This window comes from Variovorax sp. KBW07 (genome assembly GCF_003852515.1).
In the GTDB taxonomy this organism is placed as follows: Bacteria; Pseudomonadota; Gammaproteobacteria; order Burkholderiales; family Burkholderiaceae_C; genus Variovorax.
The window spans coordinates 64759-84825 of record NZ_QAJK01000024.1 but is presented as its reverse complement, the minus strand read 5'-3'; the positions used below and the strand labels follow the sequence as shown (position 1 = coordinate 84825).

The following is a 20067-nucleotide window of genomic DNA, read 5'->3' as shown; positions in this document are numbered from 1 at the left end:
GGTTTGGCGTGCTTCGCGCAAAATCTGGCCCATGCAGCTCAACTACATCGCCAACGCGGACGTTCCGTCCGCCTCCGGCCGCACCCTGCCGGTCATCGACCCGTCGGACGGCCAAGCCTTCGACGAAATCCAGCGCAGCAATGCCGCCGACATCGACTCCGCCGTGCGCGCCGCGCGCGACTGCTTCGAGGGTGTCTGGCACAAGGTCAGCGCCGCCGACCGCGGCCGCCTGCTCTACAAGCTTTCGCAAAAGATCGCCGAGCACGTCGACGAGCTCGCGCTGATCGAGCAACGCGACTGCGGCAAGCCCGTGAAGCAGGCGCGCGCCGACGCAGTGGCGCTGGTGCGCTACTTCGAGTTCTATGCCGGCGCCTGCGACAAGCTGCACGGCGAAACCATTCCGTATCAAGACGGCTACAGCGTCTTCACCTGGCGAGAGCCGCACGGCGTTACGGGCCACATCATTCCGTGGAACTACCCGATGCAGATCTTCGGGCGCAGCGTGGGCGGCGCGCTGGCGGCGGGCAACGTGTGCGTGGTCAAGCCGGCCGAAGACGCCTGCCTTTCGCTCATTCGCGTGGCGCAACTGGCGGCCGAGGTCGGGTTTCCGGCCGGCGCGCTGAACATCGTGACGGGCTACGGCCATGAAGTGGGCGACGCGCTCGCGCGGCACGAAGGCATCGACCACATCAGCTTTACCGGCAGCCCGAAGATCGGCACGCTGATCCAGCAGGTGGCGGCCGAGCGGCACTGCCCGGTCACCCTGGAGCTGGGCGGCAAGAGCCCGCAGATCATCTTTGCCGACGCCGACCTGGACGCGGCCATTCCGGTGATCATCAATGCCATCGTGCAGAACGCCGGCCAGACCTGTTCGGCAGGCTCGCGCGTGCTGATCCAGCGCGACATCTACGAGCCGCTGCTCGAGCGCCTGGGCCATGCCTTCGAGGCCCTGCGCGTCGGCCCCGCCGCGATGGACCTCGACGTGGGCCCGCTGATCCGCCAGACGCAGCAGCAGCGCGTGTGGGATTTCCTGAGCGATGCGCAGCATGCCGGCATCCCGATGGTGGCGCAGGGTGTCGTGGTCGAGGAAGCGCCCGAAACCGGCTTCTACCAGGCGCCCACGCTGCTGCGCGACGTGCCGGTGAACCACCGGCTGGCACAGGAAGAAGTGTTCGGCCCGGTGCTGGCGGCCATGCAGTTCGCCGATGAAGACGAAGCGGTGGCGCTCGCCAATGCCACGCAATTCGGGCTGGTGGCCGGCGTGTGGACTACGGACGGTTCGCGCCAGTTCCGCATGGCCAGGCGGGTGCGCAGCGGACAGGTGTTCATCAACAACTACGGCGCTGGTGGCGGCGTCGAGCTGCCCTTTGGCGGCGTGAAGTCGTCGGGCTACGGCCGCGAAAAGGGCTTCGAGGCGCTGTACGGCTTCACCACGCTGAAAACCGTCGCCATCAAGCACGGCTGAGCCTGAACCCCGGCGCGCGCCGGGGTCAGCCCAATGCCGTGTCCAGCAGCATCATCAGCACGAAGCCCAGCATCAGCCCGCTGGTGGCAAAGGATTCGTGCCCCTTGCGATGCGATTCGGGAATGATCTCGTGGCTGATCACGAACAGCATCGCGCCAGCGGCAAAGCCCAGCCCCCAGGGCAACAGCATCACCGATTGGCCAACCACGGCCGCGCCCAGCACGGCGCCCAGCGGCTCGACCAGCCCCGAGGCCATGCCGATCAGCACGGCAAACACCCGGCTGTAGCCGGCGGCCAGCAGTGCCACCGCCACCACCAGGCCTTCGGGCACGTCCTGGATGGCGATGCCGGTGGCCAGCGCATCGGCCCGCAAGCCGTTGTTGGCCGCATAGCCGACGCCGATGGCCAGCCCCTCGGGCACGTTGTGCAACGCGATCGCGAATACGAAGAGCCAGGTGCGGCGCAGCTGCCTGGCCGACTGCCCTTCGCGCCCCTTGATGAAATGCTCGTGCGGCAGCACGCGGTCCATGGCCATGAGCACGATGCCGCCCAGCAGAATGGCCGAGCCGATCACACCACCCGCCGCCCAGGGGCCGCCGCCGAACACACCCACGTTTTTCGCAGCCTCCAGCCCCGGGATGATCAGCGAGAAGGCACTGGCCGCCAGCATGACGCCGGCACCGAAGCCGAACAGCGTGTCCTGCAGCCGCTCGGGCAGCTTCTGCGAGAACACCACGGGCAGCGTGCCGAGCGCGGTGGCCAGCGCCGCCACCGAGCCACCGAGCAAGGCGTTCCACACCATCGGGTCGGCGCGCACGAACTGCCAGAACTGCGACACCAGCACCAGCACGCCGGCGGCGACTATGGCCAGGCCGACCGCTTCGCGCACCGGCCGGGCCGGCTTCGGCCGTGCCGCCGCGGCCAGGGCCTGCACCTGCTGCTGTTGCGGCTCGTCATTCATGGTGCCGTCCTTCAGCCGCCGGTGGCCGCGGCGTAGCGCCGGGCCACCTCGGCCCAGTTCACGACGTTGTAGAAGGCCGCGATGTATTCGGGGCGACGGTTCTGGTACTTGAGGTAGTAGGCGTGCTCCCACACGTCCAGCCCCAGGATCGGCGTGTTGCCGGAGCCGATGCCCAGCATCAGCGGGCTGTCCTGGTTGCCGCTGCTTTCCACGGCCAGCTTGCCGTCTTTGGCGACCGACAGCCAGGCCCAGCCGCTGCCGAAGCGCGTGAGCGCGGCCTTGGTGAAGGCTTCCTTGAAAGCGTCGAAGCCGCCCAGGTCGGTGTCGATGGCCTTGGCCAGCGCGCCGGTGGGTGCGCCGCCGCCGCCCTGCCCGGCCGGCGCCATCACGGTCCAGAACAGGCCATGGTTGGCGTGGCCGCCGCCGTTGTTGCGCACCGGCGCGCGCAGCGCTTCAGGCAGCTTTTCGACGCCGGCGATCAGCTCCTCGACCGACAGGCCCTCGTGCGGCGTGTCTTTCAGGGCCGCATTCAGGTTGTTGACATAGGTCTGGTGGTGCTTGCTGTGATGGATTTCCATCGTCTGCGCGTCGATGTGGGGTTCGAGCGCATCGAAGGCATAGGGCAAGGCTGGCAGGGTGTACGGCACGGTTCGGAAGCTCCTTGGTTGGAAGAGCCCTTTGCGTCGTCGACGTGCTGCGTACTCAGGCACCCAGATGATAGTAATTCGCATTGGCGGCGTCAAGACATCCACCATGGCGATGACGCAAACCAGCCAGTTCCTCCCCCGAATCCGTCATCGGCCGATACACTGCCTCGCGCCTCCGGCTGCCAGCCGCGCACCCGAGGCAAGCAGATCCCCAGGCGGCGCCAAGACCGTCGTGCCGACTTTCCATCAACGACAGGACGGAGACAAACACCATGAAGTTCTTCAAGCGCACCCTGCGCACGGCCGTGCTCGGCCTGAGCCTTGCGGGCCCCCTGCTGGCCGCGGCGCAATCGCTGCCGACCGCCAAGCCGGAACAGGTCGGCCTTTCCAGCGAGCGCCTGCAGATGCTCACCGACGTGCTCAAGGCCGACGTGGCCGCCGGCAAGATTCCCGGCGCGGTGCTGCTGGTGGCGCGCCAGGGCAAGGTGGCGTGGTTCGAGCCCATCGGCAAGCTCGACCCGGGCACCGGCGCGCCGATGCAGCGCGACGGCATCTTCCGCATCTATTCGATGAGCAAGCCCATCACCACCGTGGCCGCGATGATGCTGGTGGAAGACGGCCGCCTGAAGCTGGACGACCCGATCGCCACCTACCTGCCCGAATACGCCAGGATGACGGTCGGCGTCGAGAAGCCCGGCGCCGACGGCAAGCCGGTGCTCGACACCGTGCCCGCGCGCCGCCCGATCACCGTGCAAGACCTGATGCGCCACACCTCGGGCCTGACCTACGGCTTCTTCGGCCCGGGCCTCGTCAAGCAGGCCTACAACGCCGCCAACCTGGGCGTGGGCGATCCGACCAATGCCGAGTTCTCGCAGCGGCTCGCCAAGCTGCCGCTGGCCTACCAGCCGGGCACGACCTGGGAGTACAGCCACTCCACCGACATCCTCGGCAGCGTGGTCGAGGCGGCATCGGGCCAGTCGCTCTACCAGTTCGAGAAAACCCGCCTGCTCGACCCGCTGGGCATGAAGGACACCAGCTACTACGTGCCCGAGCCGGCGCGCCAGCAGCGCATTGCCGAGCCGCTGCCCACCGACCGCAGCTTCGGCGTGGGGGCCGACCTGAACGATCCGCGCGTGGTGCGCAAGCTCGAATCGGGCGGCGGCGGGCTGGTGTCGACGGCCGCCGACTACGCGCGCTTCCTGCAGATGCTGCTGAACGGCGGCACGCTGGACGGCAAGCGCTACCTGGGCCCGCGCACGCTGGCGCTGATGACGGCCGACCATTCGAACGCAGGCGCCGGCATCGTGCCCGGCCCGCTCTACCTGCCCGGCGCCGGCTACGGTTTCGGCCTGGGCTTTGCCGTGCGCCGCAACGACGGCGAAGCGCCCTACCCGGCCGCGGGTGGCGAATACAACTGGGGCGGCGCCGGCGGCACCTACATGTGGGTCGATCCGAAGAACGAAATGTTCGTCGTGCTGATGCTGCAGTCGCCCAAGTACCGCGTGCACTACCGCAGCCTGGCGCGCAACATGGTTTACGCGGCGGTACTGAAGTAGCCTGCACCCGATGGGCCCTTGGTCGATGGCGCAAAATCGGCCTTGGCCCCCACCATGAAGAACAGCAGCCACAGCACCGTCATTCCGATCGCCGAGGTCGGCCACCAGCGCCCCGCCGTCGCGGTGCCCGACGTGGCCGTGCCCGCCACCGGGCTGTTGCTCGACCGGCTCGGCCGGCCCCTGACCGACCTGCGCATCAGCGTGACCGACCGCTGCAACTTCCGCTGCAGCTACTGCATGCCGAAGGACGTGTTCGACAAGGACTACAAGTACCTGCCGCACAGCGCGCTGCTGAGCTTCGAGGAAATGACGCGGCTGGCCCGCCTGTTCGCGGCGCACGGCGTGCGCAAGATCCGACTGACCGGCGGCGAGCCGCTGCTGCGCAAGAACATCGAAGGGCTGATCGGCCAGCTCGCCGAGATCCGCACGCCCGGCGGCGATCCGCTCGAGCTGACGCTCACCACCAACGGCTCGCTGCTGGCACGCAAGGCCGCCGCGCTCAAGGCCGCGGGCCTGCAGCGCGTGACGGTGAGCCTCGACAGCCTGGACGACGCGGTGTTCCGCCACATGAACGACGTCGATTTTCCGGTGGCCGACGTGCTGGCCGGCATCGACGCCGCGCGGGCCGCGGGCCTGGGCCCGATCAAGGTCAACATGGTGGTCAAGCGCGGCACCAACGAGCAGGAGATCCTGCCGATGGCGCGCTACTTCCGCACGCACCACGGCGGCAGCGTGGTGTTGCGCTTCATCGAATACATGGACGTGGGCGCCACCAACGGCTGGCGCATGGACGAGGTAATGCCCTCGGCCGACGTCATTGCGCGCATCGCCGGCGAATTTCCGCTGGTGCCGCTCGAAGCCACCACGCCCGGCGAAACCGCCCAGCGCTGGGCCTATGCGGACGGCGGTGGCGAGATCGGCGTGATCAGCAGCGTGACCCAGGCTTTCTGCCACGACTGCAGCCGCGCGCGCCTGTCGACCGAAGGCAAGCTGTACCTCTGCCTCTTCGCCAGCGCCGGCCACGACCTGCGGCCGCTGCTGCGCGGCACCGCGAGCGATGACGACATCGCCTCGGCCATCGGCCACATCTGGCAGGGCCGCGCCGACCGCTACTCCGAGCTTCGCGCACTGCGCAGCCCCGGCGACCCACACCAAGACAACAACGGCAATGCCAACGACAAGGCGCCGCGCCGCGTCGAGATGAGCTACATCGGCGGATGACGCAGGCGACGAACGCCATGCCCGCGCATGCCATCGCCCCTGCCGACATCACCGGCCTGCTGCTGGCCGGCGGACGCGGCTCGCGCATGGGCGGCGTCGACAAGGGCCTGCAGCGCTGCAACGGCGAGCCGCTGGCGCTGCAAGCGTTGCGGCGGCTGGCGCCGCAGGTCGGCACGGTGATGGTCAATGCCAACCGCAACCTGCCAGAGTACGAAGCCTTCGGCGTGCCAGTGTGGCCCGACAGCCTGCCCGACTACCCGGGGCCGCTCGCCGGCTTCCTGACCGGCCTGGCGCACTGCAGCACGCGCTGGCTGCTCACCGTGCCCTGCGACACGCCGCTGTTCCCGCTCGACCTGGCCGCGCGGCTCGCCGGAGCGGCGGCGGCGAGCGATGCCGAGATCGCCATGGCCAGCGCGCCGGAAGCCATGGCCGGCAGCGACGCGTCACCCGTATTGCGCGCCCAGCCCGTCTTCTGCCTGCTGCGCATCGACCTGCACGACAGCCTGCGCCGCTTCACCGAGTCAGGCGGCCGCAAGGTCCACGCATGGACTGCGCAGCACCGCTGCGTGACCGTGCCCTTCGACCGCCCCGGCGACGCACCCGACGCCTTCTTCAATGCGAACACACTGGCCGAACTGCAGGCCCTCGAAAACCGATGAGCCGCATCGCCGACATTGCCGCCGCCCTCTCGGGCTATGACGCCGGCGACCTGGGCGTCGACGCCGTCCATGCCTTTCTCTCGCAACTGACTGCCTCGGCCGTGGTGACGCAGCGCGAGAGCGTCTCGCTGTGCGACGCCCTGGGCCGCGTGCTGGCCGAAGACATCGTCTCGCCCATCAGCGTGCCGCCCCACGACAACTCGGCGATGGACGGCTACGCCTTCGACGGTGCCGTGCTGCCGGCCGACGCGCCCATCGACCAGTCGATCGACCTGCGCGTGGCGGGCACGGCGCTGGCCGGCTCGGCCTGGCGCGGCGCGCTGGGCGCTGGCGATGCGGTCCGCATCATGACCGGCGCGATGATGCCGGCCGGGCTCGACACCGTGATCCCGCAGGAGTTCTGCAAGGTCGATGGCGACCGCGTGAGCTTCCCGGCCGGGGTGCTGCGCCGCGGCGACAACCGTCGCTTTGCCGGCGAAGACCTGATGAAGGGCCAGCCCGCGCTGCGCCGCGGCGAACGCATGTCGCCCGCCGCGCTCGGCATGGTCGCCAGCCTGGGCCTGCCGGGCGTGCCCGCGCTGCGGCGGCTGCGCGTGGCGTACTTTTCGACCGGCGACGAAATCCTGAGCCTGGGCGATGCACCGCGCGAAGGCGCCGTGTACGACAGCAACCGCTACACCGTGTTCGGCCTGCTCACGCGGCTGGGCTGCGAAGTCATCGACCTCGGCCTGGTGCGCGACGACCCCGCCACGCTGGCGGCCACGCTGCAACGCGCCGCGCGCGAAGCCGATGCCATCGTCACCAGCGGCGGCGTGAGCGCGGGCGCGGCCGACCACACCCGTGACGTGATGCAGCAGCTGGGCGACATGGCGTTCTGGCGCGTGGCGATGCGCCCCGGCCGGCCGCTGGCGGTGGGCCTGATCCCGCGCGATGCCGCGTCATCACCCGGCGCTCAACCGGCCGTGCTGTTCGGCCTGCCGGGCAATCCGGTGGCGGTGATGGTCACGTTCCTGGCCTTCGTGCGGCCGGCGCTGCTGCGCATGATGGGTTGCCACGAGGCCGCCTCGGCGCCGCCGCCACTGCTGCGGGCCCGCAGCGCCGGGGCGATCCGCAAGAAGCCGGGCCGCACCGAATACCAGCGCGGTTTCGTCAAGTCCGTGATGGGCGCGCTGCCCGAGGTGTGCGTGGCGGGCAACCAGGGCTCGGGCGTGCTGAGCTCGATGCTCGACGCCAACGGCCTCGTGGTGCTGCATCACGACCAGGGCCCCGTCGCGGCAGGCGACGAGGTGGACGTGATGATGTTCGAAGGCGTGATCTAACCAGCCGGTCGGACGCGCCTCAGATCCGGCCGAGCGCCTTGTCGACGCCCTTGTTGGCGAGCATGTCCGCGCGCTCGTTGCCCGGGTCGCCCGAGTGGCCCTTGACCCAGCGCCATTCGATCTGGTGGCCGCCCTCGGCCACCAGCTTGTCGAGCCGCTGCCAGAGCTCGACGTTCTTCACCGGCTGCTTGCTGGCGGTCATCCAGCCCTTGGCCTTCCAGCCGCGAATCCATTCGGTGATGCCCTTGCGCACGTACTGGCTGTCGAGGTAAAGCAGCACCTTGCAGGGCCGCTTGAGCGCGGCCAGGCCTTCGATGACGGCCGTGAGTTCCATGCGGTTGTTGGTGGTGTTGAGTTCACCGCCGAACAGGTCTTTCTCGGTAGCGCCCGACTTGAGCCACGCGCCCCAGCCACCCGGGCCCGGGTTGCCCTTGCACGCGCCATCGGTGTAGATCACGACTTCATTCAAACTGGCTTTTCCTTCTGCTTTCGATTCGGTCATTCAATTCAATCAATTCGTTCTTTTGTTCGTTCTTCAATTCTTGCCGGCTTCGCTGCGATGCACCTTGCCGGCAATGGGCACGGGCGCCGTGGCACGGGCGCCCGCGCGGCGCCAGTCGGCACTCAGCAGCCGCATGCCGCGCACCCGCTTCACCGCGACCAGGAAATAGGCCGCGCCAAAAATGGGCCACCAGCGCTCGCCGGCCGCGTCCATCCAGCGCGAGCGCTCCAGCCAGGCCTCGCTGCGCACCGAGGGCCGGTAGATGCCGAAGCGCCCAGACTCCACCTCGAAGCTCAGCAGCCGCAGCCAGTCGCGCATGCGCCAGTAGCCGATGAACTCCCCGCCCTCGGGCAGGAACAGGTCGCCGATGCCCAGCTTGCGGTAGATGTGCGCACGGCGCTGCCGCATGCCCCAGAGGCTGGTCGGGTTGAGCCCGCAGATCACCACGCGGCCCTCGGGCACCAGCACCCGCTCCACCTCGCGCAGCGTGGCGTGCGGGTCGGGGCTCAGCTCCAGCGCATGCGGCATCACCACCAGGTCGAGGCTGTTGGCCGCGAACGGCAGCGCCGCGAAGTCGGTCAGGAGCGTCGCCTTGCCGGCCCGGGCCGGGTCGTCCAGCGCCAGCCAGCGATGCGGCATGCGGTTGGCACGCAGCCCGTCGACCTCGGCCGCGCCCAGCTGCAGCGCGTGGTAGCCGAAGACATCGGCCACCGCCTGGTCGAACTGGGCCTGCTCCCACGCCAGCAGGTAGCGGCCGGGGGGGGTCGCGAACCAATCCTGCAAACCTATAATTTGACCGCTCATGACCCTCGTTCCGCTGCCCGCCTTTGCTGACAACTACATCTGGATGCTGCACGACGGGTCCAACGCGATCGTGGTGGACCCGGGCGATGCCCAACCGGTGTTCGACGCGCTGGCGCGCCACAAGCTGCAGCTGGCCGCGATTCTAGTCACGCACCATCACGCCGATCACACCGGCGGCGTGGCCGCGCTCCATGCGGCCACCGGCGCCCCGGTGTGGGGTCCGGCGAGCGAGCGCATTCCCGAGCCTTTCACGCCGATGTCGCAGGGCGACACCGCTGAAATCGAAGTGCTCGGCCTACGCTTCCAGGTCATCGACGTGCCGGGCCATACCGCCGGGCACATCGCGTACTTCCTGCCCACAACGGCCGCACAGGCACCGCTGCTGTTCTGCGGCGACACGCTGTTCTCGGGCGGCTGCGGCCGCCTGTTCGAAGGCACGCCCGCGCAGATGCTGGCCTCGCTCGACGCGCTCGCGGCGCTGCCCGGCGACACGCGCGTATGTTGCGCCCACGAATACACACTTGCTAACCTGCGTTTCGCCCGAGCGGTGGAACCCGGCAACGACGATCTGACTCACTACAACGCGCGCTGCGAAAGCCTGCGCGCACAGGGGCAGCCCACGCTGCCGTCGCAACTGGCGACCGAACGCCAGATCAACCCCTTTCTTCGCAGCCGCGAAGCCACTGTCCTTAGAGCGGTGCGTGCCCACGCCGAGCTTTCCGCCGATGCAGGCGAAGCCGACGTGTTTGCCGCACTGCGCCAATGGAAAAACGACTTCCGATGAAATTTATCGCTGCCACCTGCCTTGCAGGTTCACTGGTGCTTGCGGGCTGCGCAAGCACGAACAACAGCTCTTCTCCCTCCTCCACCTCCCCCCAAGCCGCAACCGGCACCCGAGCCGCCGGCAGCGCCTCCCCGGTCTACCCGCGCGACGCGCTCTCCCCCCTCTCCAGCGGCCAGGCCCATTCGCAGAGCGTCGTCACGCTCGCACCGCCCACCGACATGTGGGACCGCATCCGCCGCGGATTCAAGATGCCCAACCTCGAGAGCGACCTGGTGCGCGACCGCGAGCAGTGGTATGCCAGCCGGCCCGACTACATCCAGCGCATGACGGAGCGCTCGAACAAGTACATGTTCCACATCGTCGAGGAACTCGAGCGCCGCAACATGCCGACCGAGCTGGCGCTGCTGCCGTACATCGAGAGCGCGTTCAACCCGCAGGCCGTGTCCAGTGCACGCGCCGCGGGCATGTGGCAGTTCATGCCGGCCACCGGCACCGATTTCGACCTGAAGCAGAACATCTTCCGCGACGACCGCCGCGACGTGCTGGCCTCGACCCGCGCCGCGCTCGACTACCTGCAGAAGCTCTACGGCATGTTCGGCGACTGGCAGCTCGCCCTGGCCGCCTACAACTGGGGTGAAGGCAGCGTGAGCCGCGCCATCGCCAAGAACCAGCGGCTGGGCCTGCCCACCACCTACAGCGACCTGACGATGCCGGCCGAAACGCGCCTGTACGTGCCCAAGCTGCAGGCCGTGAAGAACATCGTGGCGAATCCGCAGGCCTTCAATGCCGAACTGCCGCTGATTGCCAACCACCCCTACTTCCAGACCGTCACGCTCACGCGCGACCTCGACGTGGAGCTGGCGGCCAAGCTGGCCGACGTGCGGCTCGACGACTTTCGCGCGCTCAATCCCGCCGCCCACAAGCCGGTGCTGATCGCGGCCGGCACGCCGCAAATCCTGCTGCCGTGGGACAACGCGGCCGTGTTCCAGCGCAACTTCGACGCCTACTCGCAAGGCCAGTACGCCAGCTGGACCGCCTGGGTGGTGCCCAGCACCATGACGGTGGCCGACGCAGCCCAGCGCTCGGGCATGAGCGAAGCCGACCTGCGCGCGCTCAACAACGTGCCGCCGCGCATGCTCATCAAGGCCGGCTCGACGCTCATCGTGCCGCGCGGCGCCCGCGTCAAGGAAGACGTGGCGGCCGTGGTGGCCGATGGCGGCCACCTGAGCTTCCAGCCCGAGATCGTCAACCGCCGCACCACCGTGAAGGCCGGTCGCAACGACAGCGTGGCCACCATCGCGCACCGCTACAAGCTCGCGCCCGCCAGCGTGGCCGAGTGGAACGACGTGAAGCCCAACCACGCGTTCAAGCGTGGCTACAGCGTGGTGGTGTACCTGCCGATTCGCGCCGCGGCGGCCACCCGTGTCGGTGCCGGCGTGAGCGTGGCCGCGCGAGCCCGTCCGGTGACGCCGGGCAAGCGTGGCGGCGCCCCCGTGAAGGCGGCGGCGGCACCGCGTGGCAACAACATTGCGAAGGTGCCGGCCAGCAGCAAGCAGCAGGTCGTGCGCGAGAAGCGCGGCGGCACGCCGGCAAAGAAGAAACGCTAGAACGCTGAAGCGCTGAAAGGCGAAGAAAGAAAAGCCTGCCGGGCATGGCCTCGGCAGGCGGCTTTCAGTGCGGGTGCGGCTTCGAGGAGGCTTCAGTGGCCTGAGCCGCCCATGCCCTGCGGCGCACCACGGCCTCCAGCGTTGCCACGGCGATCATCACCACGGTCGTGAGCGTGCCCACCACCAGCACCGACAGGTGCGACGCAAAGACCGCCAGCACCGCGAGCAGGCCCAGCCCGTACAGGTGCGATTGCGGCAGGAAGCCGCGCACCACGCGCTTGAACAGCGCATTGCCGAACAGGTAGAGCGCAGGCCCGCCGAGCAAGGGCCCGAGGTACTTCCACTGCGCGTGGTGCGAGCCTTCGCCGATCACCAGTTCGTCGGCCACCGCCGACACGATGATGCCGGCCACCAGAATCACGTGGGTGTAGTGGAACTTGGCGCCCACGCCGCCGGGGTCGCTCGAATGCTCGATGACGTGCGTGGCCTCCTTGGCGCTGGTGTCGAAGTACATCCACCACATGGCAAGGCTGCCGGCAAAGCTCACGAGCAGCGCGAACAGGTCCACCGCATGCCATTCGGCGTGGTGCCCGAAAGCAATACCGGTGGCCAGCACCGATTCGCCCAGCGCCACGATCACGAACAGCTGGCAGCGCTCGGCCAGGTGGCCACCGTCGATGGTCCACTCGGCAGTCGACGAACGGCCCAGCCCTGGAAACCGCAGGCCGATCATCGGCGCGATGTATTCGCACAGCACGCCGCCGAACCAGAGCAGCAGGCGCGTCTGCCCTTCCGCAAAGCCGCCGCCGATCCAGAACACCGCGGCCACGCAGTTCCAGGCCAGCAGGCGCCGGAAGTTGGGCGCCAGCGCATGGTCGCGCCCCACCGCCACCAGCATGCAGAAGGTGCGCCCGACCTGTATACCCGCGAAGCACAGTGCAAACACCAGGCCGCGCTCGGCAAAGGCGCCGGGCAAGGCCGAGGCCATGACCAGCGCCAGCAGCATGATCCCGAACAGCATGCCCCGGATGCGCAGCGCGCCGGGGTTGAACCAGTTGGTGGCCCACGCCGTGTATTGCCAGCCGAGCCAGACCGCGAACCACATCACCAGCGTCTGGAGCGCGCCCAGCAGGGTGAGATGGTCCAGCAGGTAGTGGGACAGTTGCGTGACTGAAAACGCGTAGACCAGGTCGAAGAAAAGCTCTTCGTTCAAGACCCTGGCCGACTCGCCACGCGTGCGCAAGGTGCTCGCGTGCTGGTTCTTGTTGTGGTTCAAGATTCACCCCCGTAAGTCGTTGTCGCGCCTCCCAGCGCACGGGCGCGATCATCGCACGATGGGCAACTCGAGCCGATACGCCCAGGCGCTAGAGCTTTTCGGTTTCGCCGCTCTTGGGCTGCCACTTCATCAAGCGCTTTTCGACCACGCCCACGATGGCGTCGAGCACCAGCGCAAAGGCCGTGAGCACCACGATGCCGGCGAACACGGTGTTGACGTCGAAGGTGCCCTCGGCCTGCAAGATGAGGTAGCCCACGCCGCGCGCCGAGCCCAGGTACTCGCCCACCACCGCGCCCACGAAGGCCAGCCCGACCGATGTGTGCAGGCTTGAAAACACCCAGCTCGTCGCGCTCGGCAGGTACACGGTGCGCAGCAGCTGCCGCTGGTTGGCGCCCAGCATCTTCGCGTTGGCCAGCACCACCGGACTCACTTCGCGCACGCCCTGGTACACGTTGAAGAACACGATGAAGAACACCAGCGTGACGGCCAGTGCCACCTTGCTCCAGATGCCCAGGCCGAACCACAGCGCGAAGATAGGCGCCAAGATCACGCGCGGCATCGAGTTGGCCGCCTTGATGTACGGGTCAAGGATCATGCTGGCCGTGGGGGCCAGCGCCAGCCAGAGCCCGCAGGCCAGGCCCAGCACGGTGCCGATGCCGAAGGCCAGCACCGTCTCCAGCAGCGTGGTGCCCAGGTGCAGGTAGATGTCGGCGTTGCCCTTCAACCCTTCGGGAAACAGCGCGTTCGGCGGCACCTCGAACGGCAGGAACCAGCTCCAGATGCGCCCCGCCACCTGGATCGGCTCGCCGACGAAGAAGGCGAACTGCTGGTTGCGCGACGCCAGGTGCCAGCCCACAAGAATGAGCACCAGCAGCGCCAGTTGCCAGAAGCGCGCGTTGCGTTCGTTCAGGCGCGGCATCATGCGGCCTTCTTCAGTTGCTGCGCGTAGCCCTTGAGCACCTCGTCGCGCAGTACTTCCCAGATCTGGGTGTGCAGCTCCACGAAGCGCGGCTGCGTGCGCACCTCGGCCACGTCGCGCGGACGCGCAAGATCGATGGCGAACTCGCCGATGGGGTGCGTGGCCGGGCCGGCCGACAGCACCACCACGCGGTCGCTCATTGCAATGGCCTCGTCGAGGTCGTGCGTGATGAAGAGCACGGCTTTTTTCTTCGCGCTCCAGAGCTCGAGCACCTCGTTCTCCATCAACTGGCGCGTCTGGATGTCGAGCGCACTGAAGGGCTCGTCCATGAGGATGACGTCGGGGTCGAGCACCAGCGTCTGCGCCAGCGCCACGCGCTTGCGCATGCCGCCCGAGAGCTGGTGCGGATAGCGGTCGCCAAAGCCCGAGAGCCCCACGCGGGCGAGCCACGCCTCGGCCTGTTTGCGCGCCTCGGCGTCGGGCACGCCGCGGTACTGCAGGCCCACCATCACGTTGTCGATGGCGCTGCGCCAGGGCATCAGCGCTTCGGTCTGGAACATGTAGCCGGCACGCGCATTGACGCCCGAAAGCGTCTGCCCGAAAACCTTGACCGTCCCCGACGAAGGCTCCAGCAGGCCCGCGCCCACGTTCAGCAGCGTCGACTTGCCGCACCCCGTGGGGCCGACCACCGAGACGAATTCGCCGGCCTTGATGCGCAGCGTGGTGTCGGCCACCGCGGTGTAGCGCTGGCCCGGGTCATCCTTCGAGTGGAAGGTGCAGCTTATGGAAAGGAGTTCGAGTGCGTAGTCGGACATCGGACATCGGACAGGGCATTAAAAAACCCGGCCTGAGCCGGGTCGCGGGGACGTTCGGAATCAGGCTTTGAACCTGTCTTTCGCGCGCCTTGCAAAATCGTTGGTGTAGGTCTTGGTCAGGTCGATCTTGTCGGCCTTCACGGAAGTGTCGAAGCTCGCGATGGCGGCAAGGGCGGTCTTGGGACCGTCGGTCGGCACCATGCCATCGGTGGCAATGGCTTCGCGCACCTTGTCGAAAGACGCAAGGTACAGCGCGCGGTCGCCGAGCAGATAGGTTTCGGGCACCGTCTTGATGATGTCGCCCGGCCCTGCCGTCTGCAGCCACTTGAGCCCGTGCACGATGGCATTGGCCAGCGCCTGGCAGGTGTTGGGGTTCTTCTGGATGAACTCGCTCGACGCGTAGAGGCAGGCTGCCGGCATGGTGCCGCCGAACACCTGTTGCGTGCCCTTGAGCGTGCGCGTGTCGGTGATGATCTTCACGTCGCCCTTCTGCTCGAGCATGGTCATCACGGGGTCGGTGTTGCTGATGGCATCGATCTGGCCCGAGCGCAATGCTGTGAGCGCGCCGGCCGCCACGCCCACGCCGATGAAGCTCACGTCGTTGGCCTTCAGGCCGCCGCGCGAGAGCATCAGGTTGGCCACCATGTTGGTCGACGAGCCCGGTGCCGAGACGCCGATCTTCTTGCCCTTGAGATCCTGGATGCCGGTGTAGCCCGGCATGTTCTTGGTCGACACGCCCACCGCGATCTGCGGCGCGCGGCCCTGCAGAACGAAGGCCTGGAAGAACTGGTTCTTGGCCTGCAGGTTGATGGTGTGTTCGTAGGCGCCCGAGCACACATCGGCCGAACCACCGACCACGGCCTGCAGCGCACGCGCACCGCCGGCGAAGTCGGAAATCTCGACGTCGAGGCCTTCGGCCTTGAAGTAGCCGAGCTGTTCGGAGATGGTGAGCGGCAGGTAATAAAACGCCGCCTTGCCGCCGACCGCGATGGAGACCTTTGTCTTTTCCAGCTTCGCCTGTTGCGCAAAGACACGCGGCAAGGCGATCGTTGCGGCAGCGATGGCGGAAGCGGAAATGAGGGTACGGCGGTGAAGCATGAAACGGTGCCTGTAACGGGGCTTGTTGGCTCTGTGATTCCTGTGAACTGAATCGAGCTTAGGGGCGCCCTCACCTACCTGCATCGGGGTGATCCCGTGCGGGTTTTCACGTAAGCACGAAGGCCTCCCGCGGGCCCTCTGCATGCGCCTATCGCGCGATGAAAAAGATCGCGATGTTGACGAGAAACGCGAGCGCCCAGACCGCGCTGCGCGCAGCGGGAATGCCCTTGATGTACAGCGCCAGGTAGATCACGCGCAGCACCACGTAGGCCACCGCGAGCATGTCGAGCCGCGCCTGTGCCGCGCCGAGCTGATGCGCAATGACCACCGCGCCGATGAAGAACGGCAGGCCCTCGAAGCTGTTGGCCTGCGCGCTGTTGGCACGCGCGCGCCAACCGCTCTGCTTCGCAGCCCAGTCGCGCGGGTGCATGTTGTCGCGCGGGCCGAAGCTGCCGGCCTTGGCGATCCATGCGGCCAGGTACGGCAGGCCGCAGGCAATGAACACGCACCAGTAGGCTACCGTGAGCAATGAAAAAGTCATGTCGAAGTGTCTCCGTTGCGCGGCGGGCGCGATGCCATTTGTGATGCCCTTTTCCGATGCCTTTCAGGGCATTGCGGGGCACTGCGGAGCAGGTCTATCGGCGGTCCACCAGCGCGTGCGCGATGGTGCCGAGGTCGACATATTCCAGCTCGCTGCCGGCCGGCACGCCGCGCGCAAGGCGCGTGACGTTGAGCCCGCGCTGCTTGAGCGTTTCGCCGATCACGTGCGCGGTGGCTTCGCCTTCCGCCGTGAAGTTGGTGGCCAGGATCACTTCGCTTACCGTGCCGTCGAGCGCGCGGTTGAAGAGCTTCTGCAGCCCGATGTCCTTGGGCCCGATGCCGTCGAGCGGGCTGAGCTTGCCCATCAGCACGAAGTAGTAGCCGCGGAATGCGCCGGTGCGTTCGAGCGCGGCCTGGTCGGCCGGCGTCTCGACCACGCAGAGCTTGCTGCCGTCGCGCCGCGAGTCCATGCAGACACTGCAGATCCGCGCTTCGGTGAAGGTGTTGCACAGCTCGCAATGCTGCACGTTGCCGGCCGCCTGCTGCAACGCGCGCGCCAGCAACTGCGCGCCGTCGCGGTCGTGCTGCAGCAAATGAAACGCCATGCGCGAGGCCGACTTGATGCCGACACCGGGCAAGCGGCGCAGCGCATCGACCAATGCGTCGAGCGAACTGGCGTCGGCCATCAATGGCTCAGAACGGCAGCTTCATGCCGGGCGGAAGGCCTGGCATGCCGGCTGTGAGCTTGCCCATCTTCTGCTCGCTGGTTTCCTCGGCCTTGCGCACGGCGGCGTTGAAGGCGGCGGCCACCAGGTCTTCGAGCATGTCCTTGTCGTCGGCCAGCAGGCTCGGATCGATGGTGATGCGCTTGACGTCGTGCTTGCAGGTCATGACGACCTTGACCAGGCCAGCGCCGGATTCGCCTTCGACCTCGATGTGCGCCAGTTCTTCCTGCGCCTTCTTGAGGTTGTCCTGCATTGCCTGCGCCTGCTTCATGAGGCCGGCCAGTTGTCCTTTGTTGAACATCGTTGGTCCTGTATTTGGTTGGAAAGTGGAGGAAGGATAAGAGAGATGGCGGTCGCACCGAACAGCCACAAGGGCTGGCATGGGATTGTTGCCTTGGTCGGGTCAGGCCGGTTTCAGCGTTCCGGGCACGATCTTCGCATCGAAGTCGCGCATCAGCGCCTGCACTTCGGGGTCGTTGTGAATGGCCTCCTCGGCCACGCGCTGGCGCTCGTCGGCGGCCTGCTTGTTCCGGCGCGCCGGGCTGTCGGTCACGCCACCGATCTCGATGACCAGCTTGACCTCATGGCCGAGGCCATTCAGCGCGGCGGTGAGTTTTTCGCGGCTGGAAGGCTGGTTGAGCGTTTCGCGCTCGATGCGCAGCATCCACTGGTCGGTGTCGCGCGCCACCAGTTGCGACTGCAGGGCCAGCTCGCGTGCCAGCGCCGCAATGGCTTCGGCGGCAATCAGCTGCGTGACCGTGGCGTACCAGAAGTCGCCGTCTTCGCTGGTCTGGATGGGGGTGAAGGTTGCACGCGCCTCTTCGGCGCGGGGCGCATCGCGCGCGCCGGGCGGCGGTTGCACGCGAATCGGCACGCCGACGACCTTGGCTGCGGACGACGAATCGCCGGCCTCGTTGCGGGGCGCGGCCTGCCGCATGGGTTCGTCGACGACCGACAGGCGCTGCCCGGCCGGAACCGGGGCGGATTGAGCGGCTGCCGGGGCGGGCACCGGTGGCGTCGGAGCTGGCGCTGCGGGGTGCTCGGCCGCGGGGCGAACCGCTGCTGGTGCAGGCGCTGGAACGGGCTGAGCGACGCGCGCCGGGGGGGCCGGCGCCGCGACCGCAGCTTCATTCAGAGTTTTTTTTTCCGGGGTGGCCGTCGAAGCAGCCGCGTTGGAAGGCTTGAAGGCCAGGAGCCGCAACAGCACCATGGTCAGCGCGGCGTATTCGTCGGGCGCCAGGCCCAGCTCGCCACGGCCGTGCAGGCACAGGCTGTAGAGCAGTTGCGTTTCGTCGGCCGGCATGAGTGCGGCCAGGCGCGCGGTGTCCGCCGCGTCGGGGTCGGTCGCCGAATCGGCAGATTCGGCCCGCGAAGGCACGGCCTGGAGCACCGCCATGGCCTGCAGCACCGCCGTCATCTCTTCGAGCGTGGAAGCGGCGGACATGCCGTCGCGGCGCAGCGCCTCGGAGGTGTCGACCACCGTCTTGCCGTCGCCCTGCGCCAGCGCTTCGATCAGGCGGAACACGTGGCCGCGATCGACGCTGCCGAGCATCTGGCGCACGCCGGTTTCGATCAGTTCGCCGTTACCGAATGCAATCGCCTGGTCGGTGAGCGACAGCGCGTCGCGCATCGAGCCGCGCGCGGCGCGTGCCAGCAGGCGCAGTGCCTGCGGCTCCGCCGGTACCTGCTCGGTCTGCAGCACGCTGGTCAGGTGTTCGAGCACCGTCTCGGGCGCCATGGGCCGCAGGTTGAACTGCAGGCAGCGCGACAGCACCGTGACCGGCACCTTCTGCGGGTCGGTCGTGGCCAGCACGAACTTGAGGTATTCGGGCGGCTCTTCGAGCGTCTTCAGCATCGCGTTGAACGCGGTGTTGGTGAGCATGTGCACTTCGTCGATCATGAAGACCTTGAAGCGCCCCTGCACCGGCTTGTAGACGGCTTGTTCGAGCAGCGACTGCACTTCGTCGACGCCGCGGTTCGAGGCTGCGTCGAGCTCGGTGTAATCGACGAAGCGGCCGGAATCGATGTCGCGGCAGGCCTGGCATACGCCGCACGGCGTGGCCGTGATGCCGCCCTGCCCGTCCGGGCCCTGGCAGTTGAGCGACTTCGCCAGGATGCGCGAAACCGTGGTCTTACCCACGCCCCGCGTGCCGGTGAAAAGGTAGGCGTGGTGCAGGCGCTGCGTGGTCAACGCGTTCTCGAGCGCCTGGACCACATGCCCCTGGCCGACCATCTCACCGAAGGTTTTCGGACGGAACTTGCGAGCGAGCACGAGATAAGACATTGCGGGCATTCTAAAAGGCGCAGCGGCCCTCTCCGGGCCGACCCTGCAATCAAAAGAGCTTGTCTTTTTCGTGAGACGGTGGAGGCAGGCCTTGCCTGGGCCCCGATGCCGCTCCCCCTGAAAGGGATTGGCGAAGCGGCACGAAAGTGCGCGCGGCGTGCGGGTTAGAATGCAGGCTGACGGGCCTCCCTGCATGGTGAAGTGGCCAACCGGGTCAGGTGGGGAACCAAGCAGCCCTAACTGCGTAGTCAGTGCCAGGGGTAAGGCTCGTCAACCTAACATCAAAAGCCGCGAGTTCCCGGGAACTCGCGCGCATCAAGTGCGGCAAGCACCGCTCTGCAGAACCTCGCTAGATCGTCGCGACCCGCGAGTTCTGCCGTTCGTGAACAAATTCGTCGTCCTTCCAGATTCCTCGAGGCCAGGCTTGTCCACTGCGCCCTCACGGAATAGGCTCTGCGCGGATTCGATTTTGAATCTGGCAGGAGAACCGGCGGCGTCGACGCTGCGCTCTCCATCACAGGAGCATCCAAAAATGGCAGGCTGGTTTGAATTGAGCAAAAGCACCAACGGTCAGTACTTTTTCGTTCTCAAGGCAGGCAATGGCGAGAGCATCTTGACCAGCGAACAGTACGTCGCCAAGGGCTCGGCGGAAAACGGCATTGCCTCCGTACAGGCCAACTGCTCGGCCGACGACCGCTATGAAAAAAAGACTGCCACCAACGGAAAGTTGTTCTTCAACCTCAGGGCTGCGAACCATCAGGTCATCGGCACGAGCCAGATGTATGCCTCGGAGCAGTCGCGCGAAACGGGCATTGCCTCGGTCAAGGCAAACGGCACGACGAAGACCGTCAAGGACAACACCTGACAGGGACATGCAAGCCCGGA

At 67.4% G+C, this 20067-nt stretch carries 20 protein-coding genes and 1 other RNA gene; 9 read left to right on the top strand and 12 right to left on the bottom strand.

The window, feature by feature from the left end; all coding sequences use genetic code 11:
- The first annotated feature begins 31 nt into the window (after positions 1-31).
- Positions 32-1465 (top strand): aldehyde dehydrogenase family protein, encoded by a 1434-nt coding sequence (locus tag DBV14_RS04920; protein ID WP_124458073.1) that lies wholly within the window; start codon positions 32-34, stop codon positions 1463-1465.
- Between the two features lie 25 nt (positions 1466-1490).
- On the opposite strand, the gene DBV14_RS04915 is transcribed toward DBV14_RS04920, so the two are convergent.
- Positions 1491-2426, bottom strand: a complete 936-nt coding sequence (locus DBV14_RS04915) for a ZIP family metal transporter (RefSeq protein ID WP_124458072.1) — start codon at positions 2424-2426, stop codon at positions 1491-1493.
- An 11-nt stretch (positions 2427-2437) separates the two neighbouring features.
- The gene (locus DBV14_RS04910; protein ID WP_221621874.1) at positions 2438-3073 is read right to left on the bottom strand and encodes a superoxide dismutase; all 636 of its coding nucleotides are present in this window, start codon (positions 3071-3073) and stop codon (positions 2438-2440) included.
- Positions 3074-3345: 272 nt separating this feature from the next.
- On the opposite strand from DBV14_RS04910, the gene DBV14_RS04905 reads away from it, so the two are divergent.
- The 4 genes from DBV14_RS04905 to glp are packed head-to-tail and all read left to right on the top strand — an operon-like array spanning position 3346 to position 7828.
- The gene (locus tag DBV14_RS04905; protein ID WP_124458070.1) at positions 3346-4629 is read left to right on the top strand and encodes a serine hydrolase; all 1284 of its coding nucleotides are present in this window, start codon (positions 3346-3348) and stop codon (positions 4627-4629) included.
- 54 nt (positions 4630-4683) lie between these two features.
- Positions 4684-5850: a GTP 3',8-cyclase MoaA gene (gene moaA / locus DBV14_RS04900; RefSeq protein ID WP_124458069.1), complete on the top strand. Its 1167-nt coding sequence runs from the start codon at positions 4684-4686 to the stop codon at positions 5848-5850.
- A gap of 17 nt (positions 5851-5867) precedes the next feature.
- On the top strand, positions 5868-6509 hold the full coding sequence (gene mobA, locus DBV14_RS04895) for a molybdenum cofactor guanylyltransferase MobA (protein WP_124458163.1): 642 nt from the start codon (positions 5868-5870) through the stop codon (positions 6507-6509).
- Positions 6506-7828: a gephyrin-like molybdotransferase Glp gene (gene glp / locus DBV14_RS04890; protein WP_124458068.1), complete on the top strand. Its 1323-nt coding sequence runs from the start codon at positions 6506-6508 to the stop codon at positions 7826-7828. Before mobA ends, glp begins: the two co-directional genes overlap by 4 nt.
- Before the next feature lie 19 nt (positions 7829-7847).
- Here the strand turns inward: glp and rnhA are convergent, their stop codons facing one another.
- Together rnhA and DBV14_RS04880 are read right to left on the bottom strand one after the other, a co-directional pair.
- The gene (gene rnhA / locus DBV14_RS04885) at positions 7848-8297 is read right to left on the bottom strand and encodes a ribonuclease HI (protein WP_116907394.1); all 450 of its coding nucleotides are present in this window, start codon (positions 8295-8297) and stop codon (positions 7848-7850) included.
- 66 nt (positions 8298-8363) lie between these two features.
- Positions 8364-9134, bottom strand: a complete 771-nt coding sequence (locus tag DBV14_RS04880; protein WP_260396816.1) for a class I SAM-dependent methyltransferase — start codon at positions 9132-9134, stop codon at positions 8364-8366.
- Here DBV14_RS04880 and gloB point away from each other — a divergent pair.
- Positions 9133-9918 (top strand): hydroxyacylglutathione hydrolase, encoded by a 786-nt coding sequence (gloB, locus tag DBV14_RS04875; protein ID WP_124458067.1) that lies wholly within the window; start codon positions 9133-9135, stop codon positions 9916-9918. The two genes, DBV14_RS04880 and gloB, sit on opposite strands and share 2 nt — an antisense overlap.
- Positions 9915-11525, top strand: coding sequence for a transglycosylase SLT domain-containing protein (locus DBV14_RS04870; RefSeq protein ID WP_124458066.1), 1611 nt, complete (start codon positions 9915-9917; stop codon positions 11523-11525). Before gloB ends, DBV14_RS04870 begins: the two co-directional genes overlap by 4 nt.
- 64 nt (positions 11526-11589) lie before the next feature.
- Here DBV14_RS04870 and DBV14_RS04865 read toward each other — a convergent pair whose 3' ends face one another.
- The 8 genes from DBV14_RS04865 to dnaX form a co-directional block, all read right to left on the bottom strand.
- Positions 11590-12801, bottom strand: a complete 1212-nt coding sequence (locus tag DBV14_RS04865) for a low temperature requirement protein A (RefSeq protein ID WP_124458065.1) — start codon at positions 12799-12801, stop codon at positions 11590-11592.
- Between the two features lie 88 nt (positions 12802-12889).
- Positions 12890-13720 (bottom strand): ABC transporter permease, encoded by an 831-nt coding sequence (locus DBV14_RS04860; protein ID WP_124458161.1) that lies wholly within the window; start codon positions 13718-13720, stop codon positions 12890-12892.
- Positions 13720-14535 carry an ABC transporter ATP-binding protein gene (locus DBV14_RS04855; RefSeq protein WP_124458064.1) on the bottom strand — a complete coding sequence of 272 codons (816 nt, stop codon included), beginning with the start codon at positions 14533-14535 and terminating at the stop codon, positions 13720-13722. Before DBV14_RS04855 ends, DBV14_RS04860 begins: the two co-directional genes overlap by 1 nt.
- A 60-nt stretch (positions 14536-14595) precedes the next feature.
- Positions 14596-15633 carry an ABC transporter substrate-binding protein gene (locus DBV14_RS04850; protein ID WP_124458063.1) on the bottom strand — a complete coding sequence of 346 codons (1038 nt, stop codon included), beginning with the start codon at positions 15631-15633 and terminating at the stop codon, positions 14596-14598.
- Positions 15634-15781: 148 nt separating this feature from the next.
- Positions 15782-16174, bottom strand: a complete 393-nt coding sequence (locus DBV14_RS04845; RefSeq protein ID WP_124458062.1) for an MAPEG family protein — start codon at positions 16172-16174, stop codon at positions 15782-15784.
- Between the two features lie 94 nt (positions 16175-16268).
- On the bottom strand, positions 16269-16859 hold the full coding sequence (gene recR / locus DBV14_RS04840) for a recombination mediator RecR (RefSeq protein WP_124458061.1): 591 nt from the start codon (positions 16857-16859) through the stop codon (positions 16269-16271).
- Positions 16860-16866: 7 nt separating this feature from the next.
- Positions 16867-17199 carry a YbaB/EbfC family nucleoid-associated protein gene (locus DBV14_RS04835; RefSeq protein ID WP_007836669.1) on the bottom strand — a complete coding sequence of 111 codons (333 nt, stop codon included), beginning with the start codon at positions 17197-17199 and terminating at the stop codon, positions 16867-16869.
- 102 nt (positions 17200-17301) lie between these two features.
- Complete coding sequence (gene dnaX, locus DBV14_RS04830; protein ID WP_124458060.1) at positions 17302-19182, bottom strand: DNA polymerase III subunit gamma/tau; 1881 nt, start codon at positions 19180-19182, stop codon at positions 17302-17304.
- A gap of 178 nt (positions 19183-19360) precedes the next feature.
- On the opposite strand from dnaX, the gene ffs reads away from it, so the two are divergent.
- Both ffs and DBV14_RS04820 read left to right on the top strand, forming a co-directional pair.
- Positions 19361-19457, top strand: an RNA gene (gene ffs, locus DBV14_RS04825) — signal recognition particle sRNA small type.
- A 257-nt stretch (positions 19458-19714) separates the two neighbouring features.
- Positions 19715-20047 (top strand): YegP family protein, encoded by a 333-nt coding sequence (locus tag DBV14_RS04820; protein ID WP_124458059.1) that lies wholly within the window; start codon positions 19715-19717, stop codon positions 20045-20047.
- Positions 20048-20067: the final 20 nt, after the last annotated feature.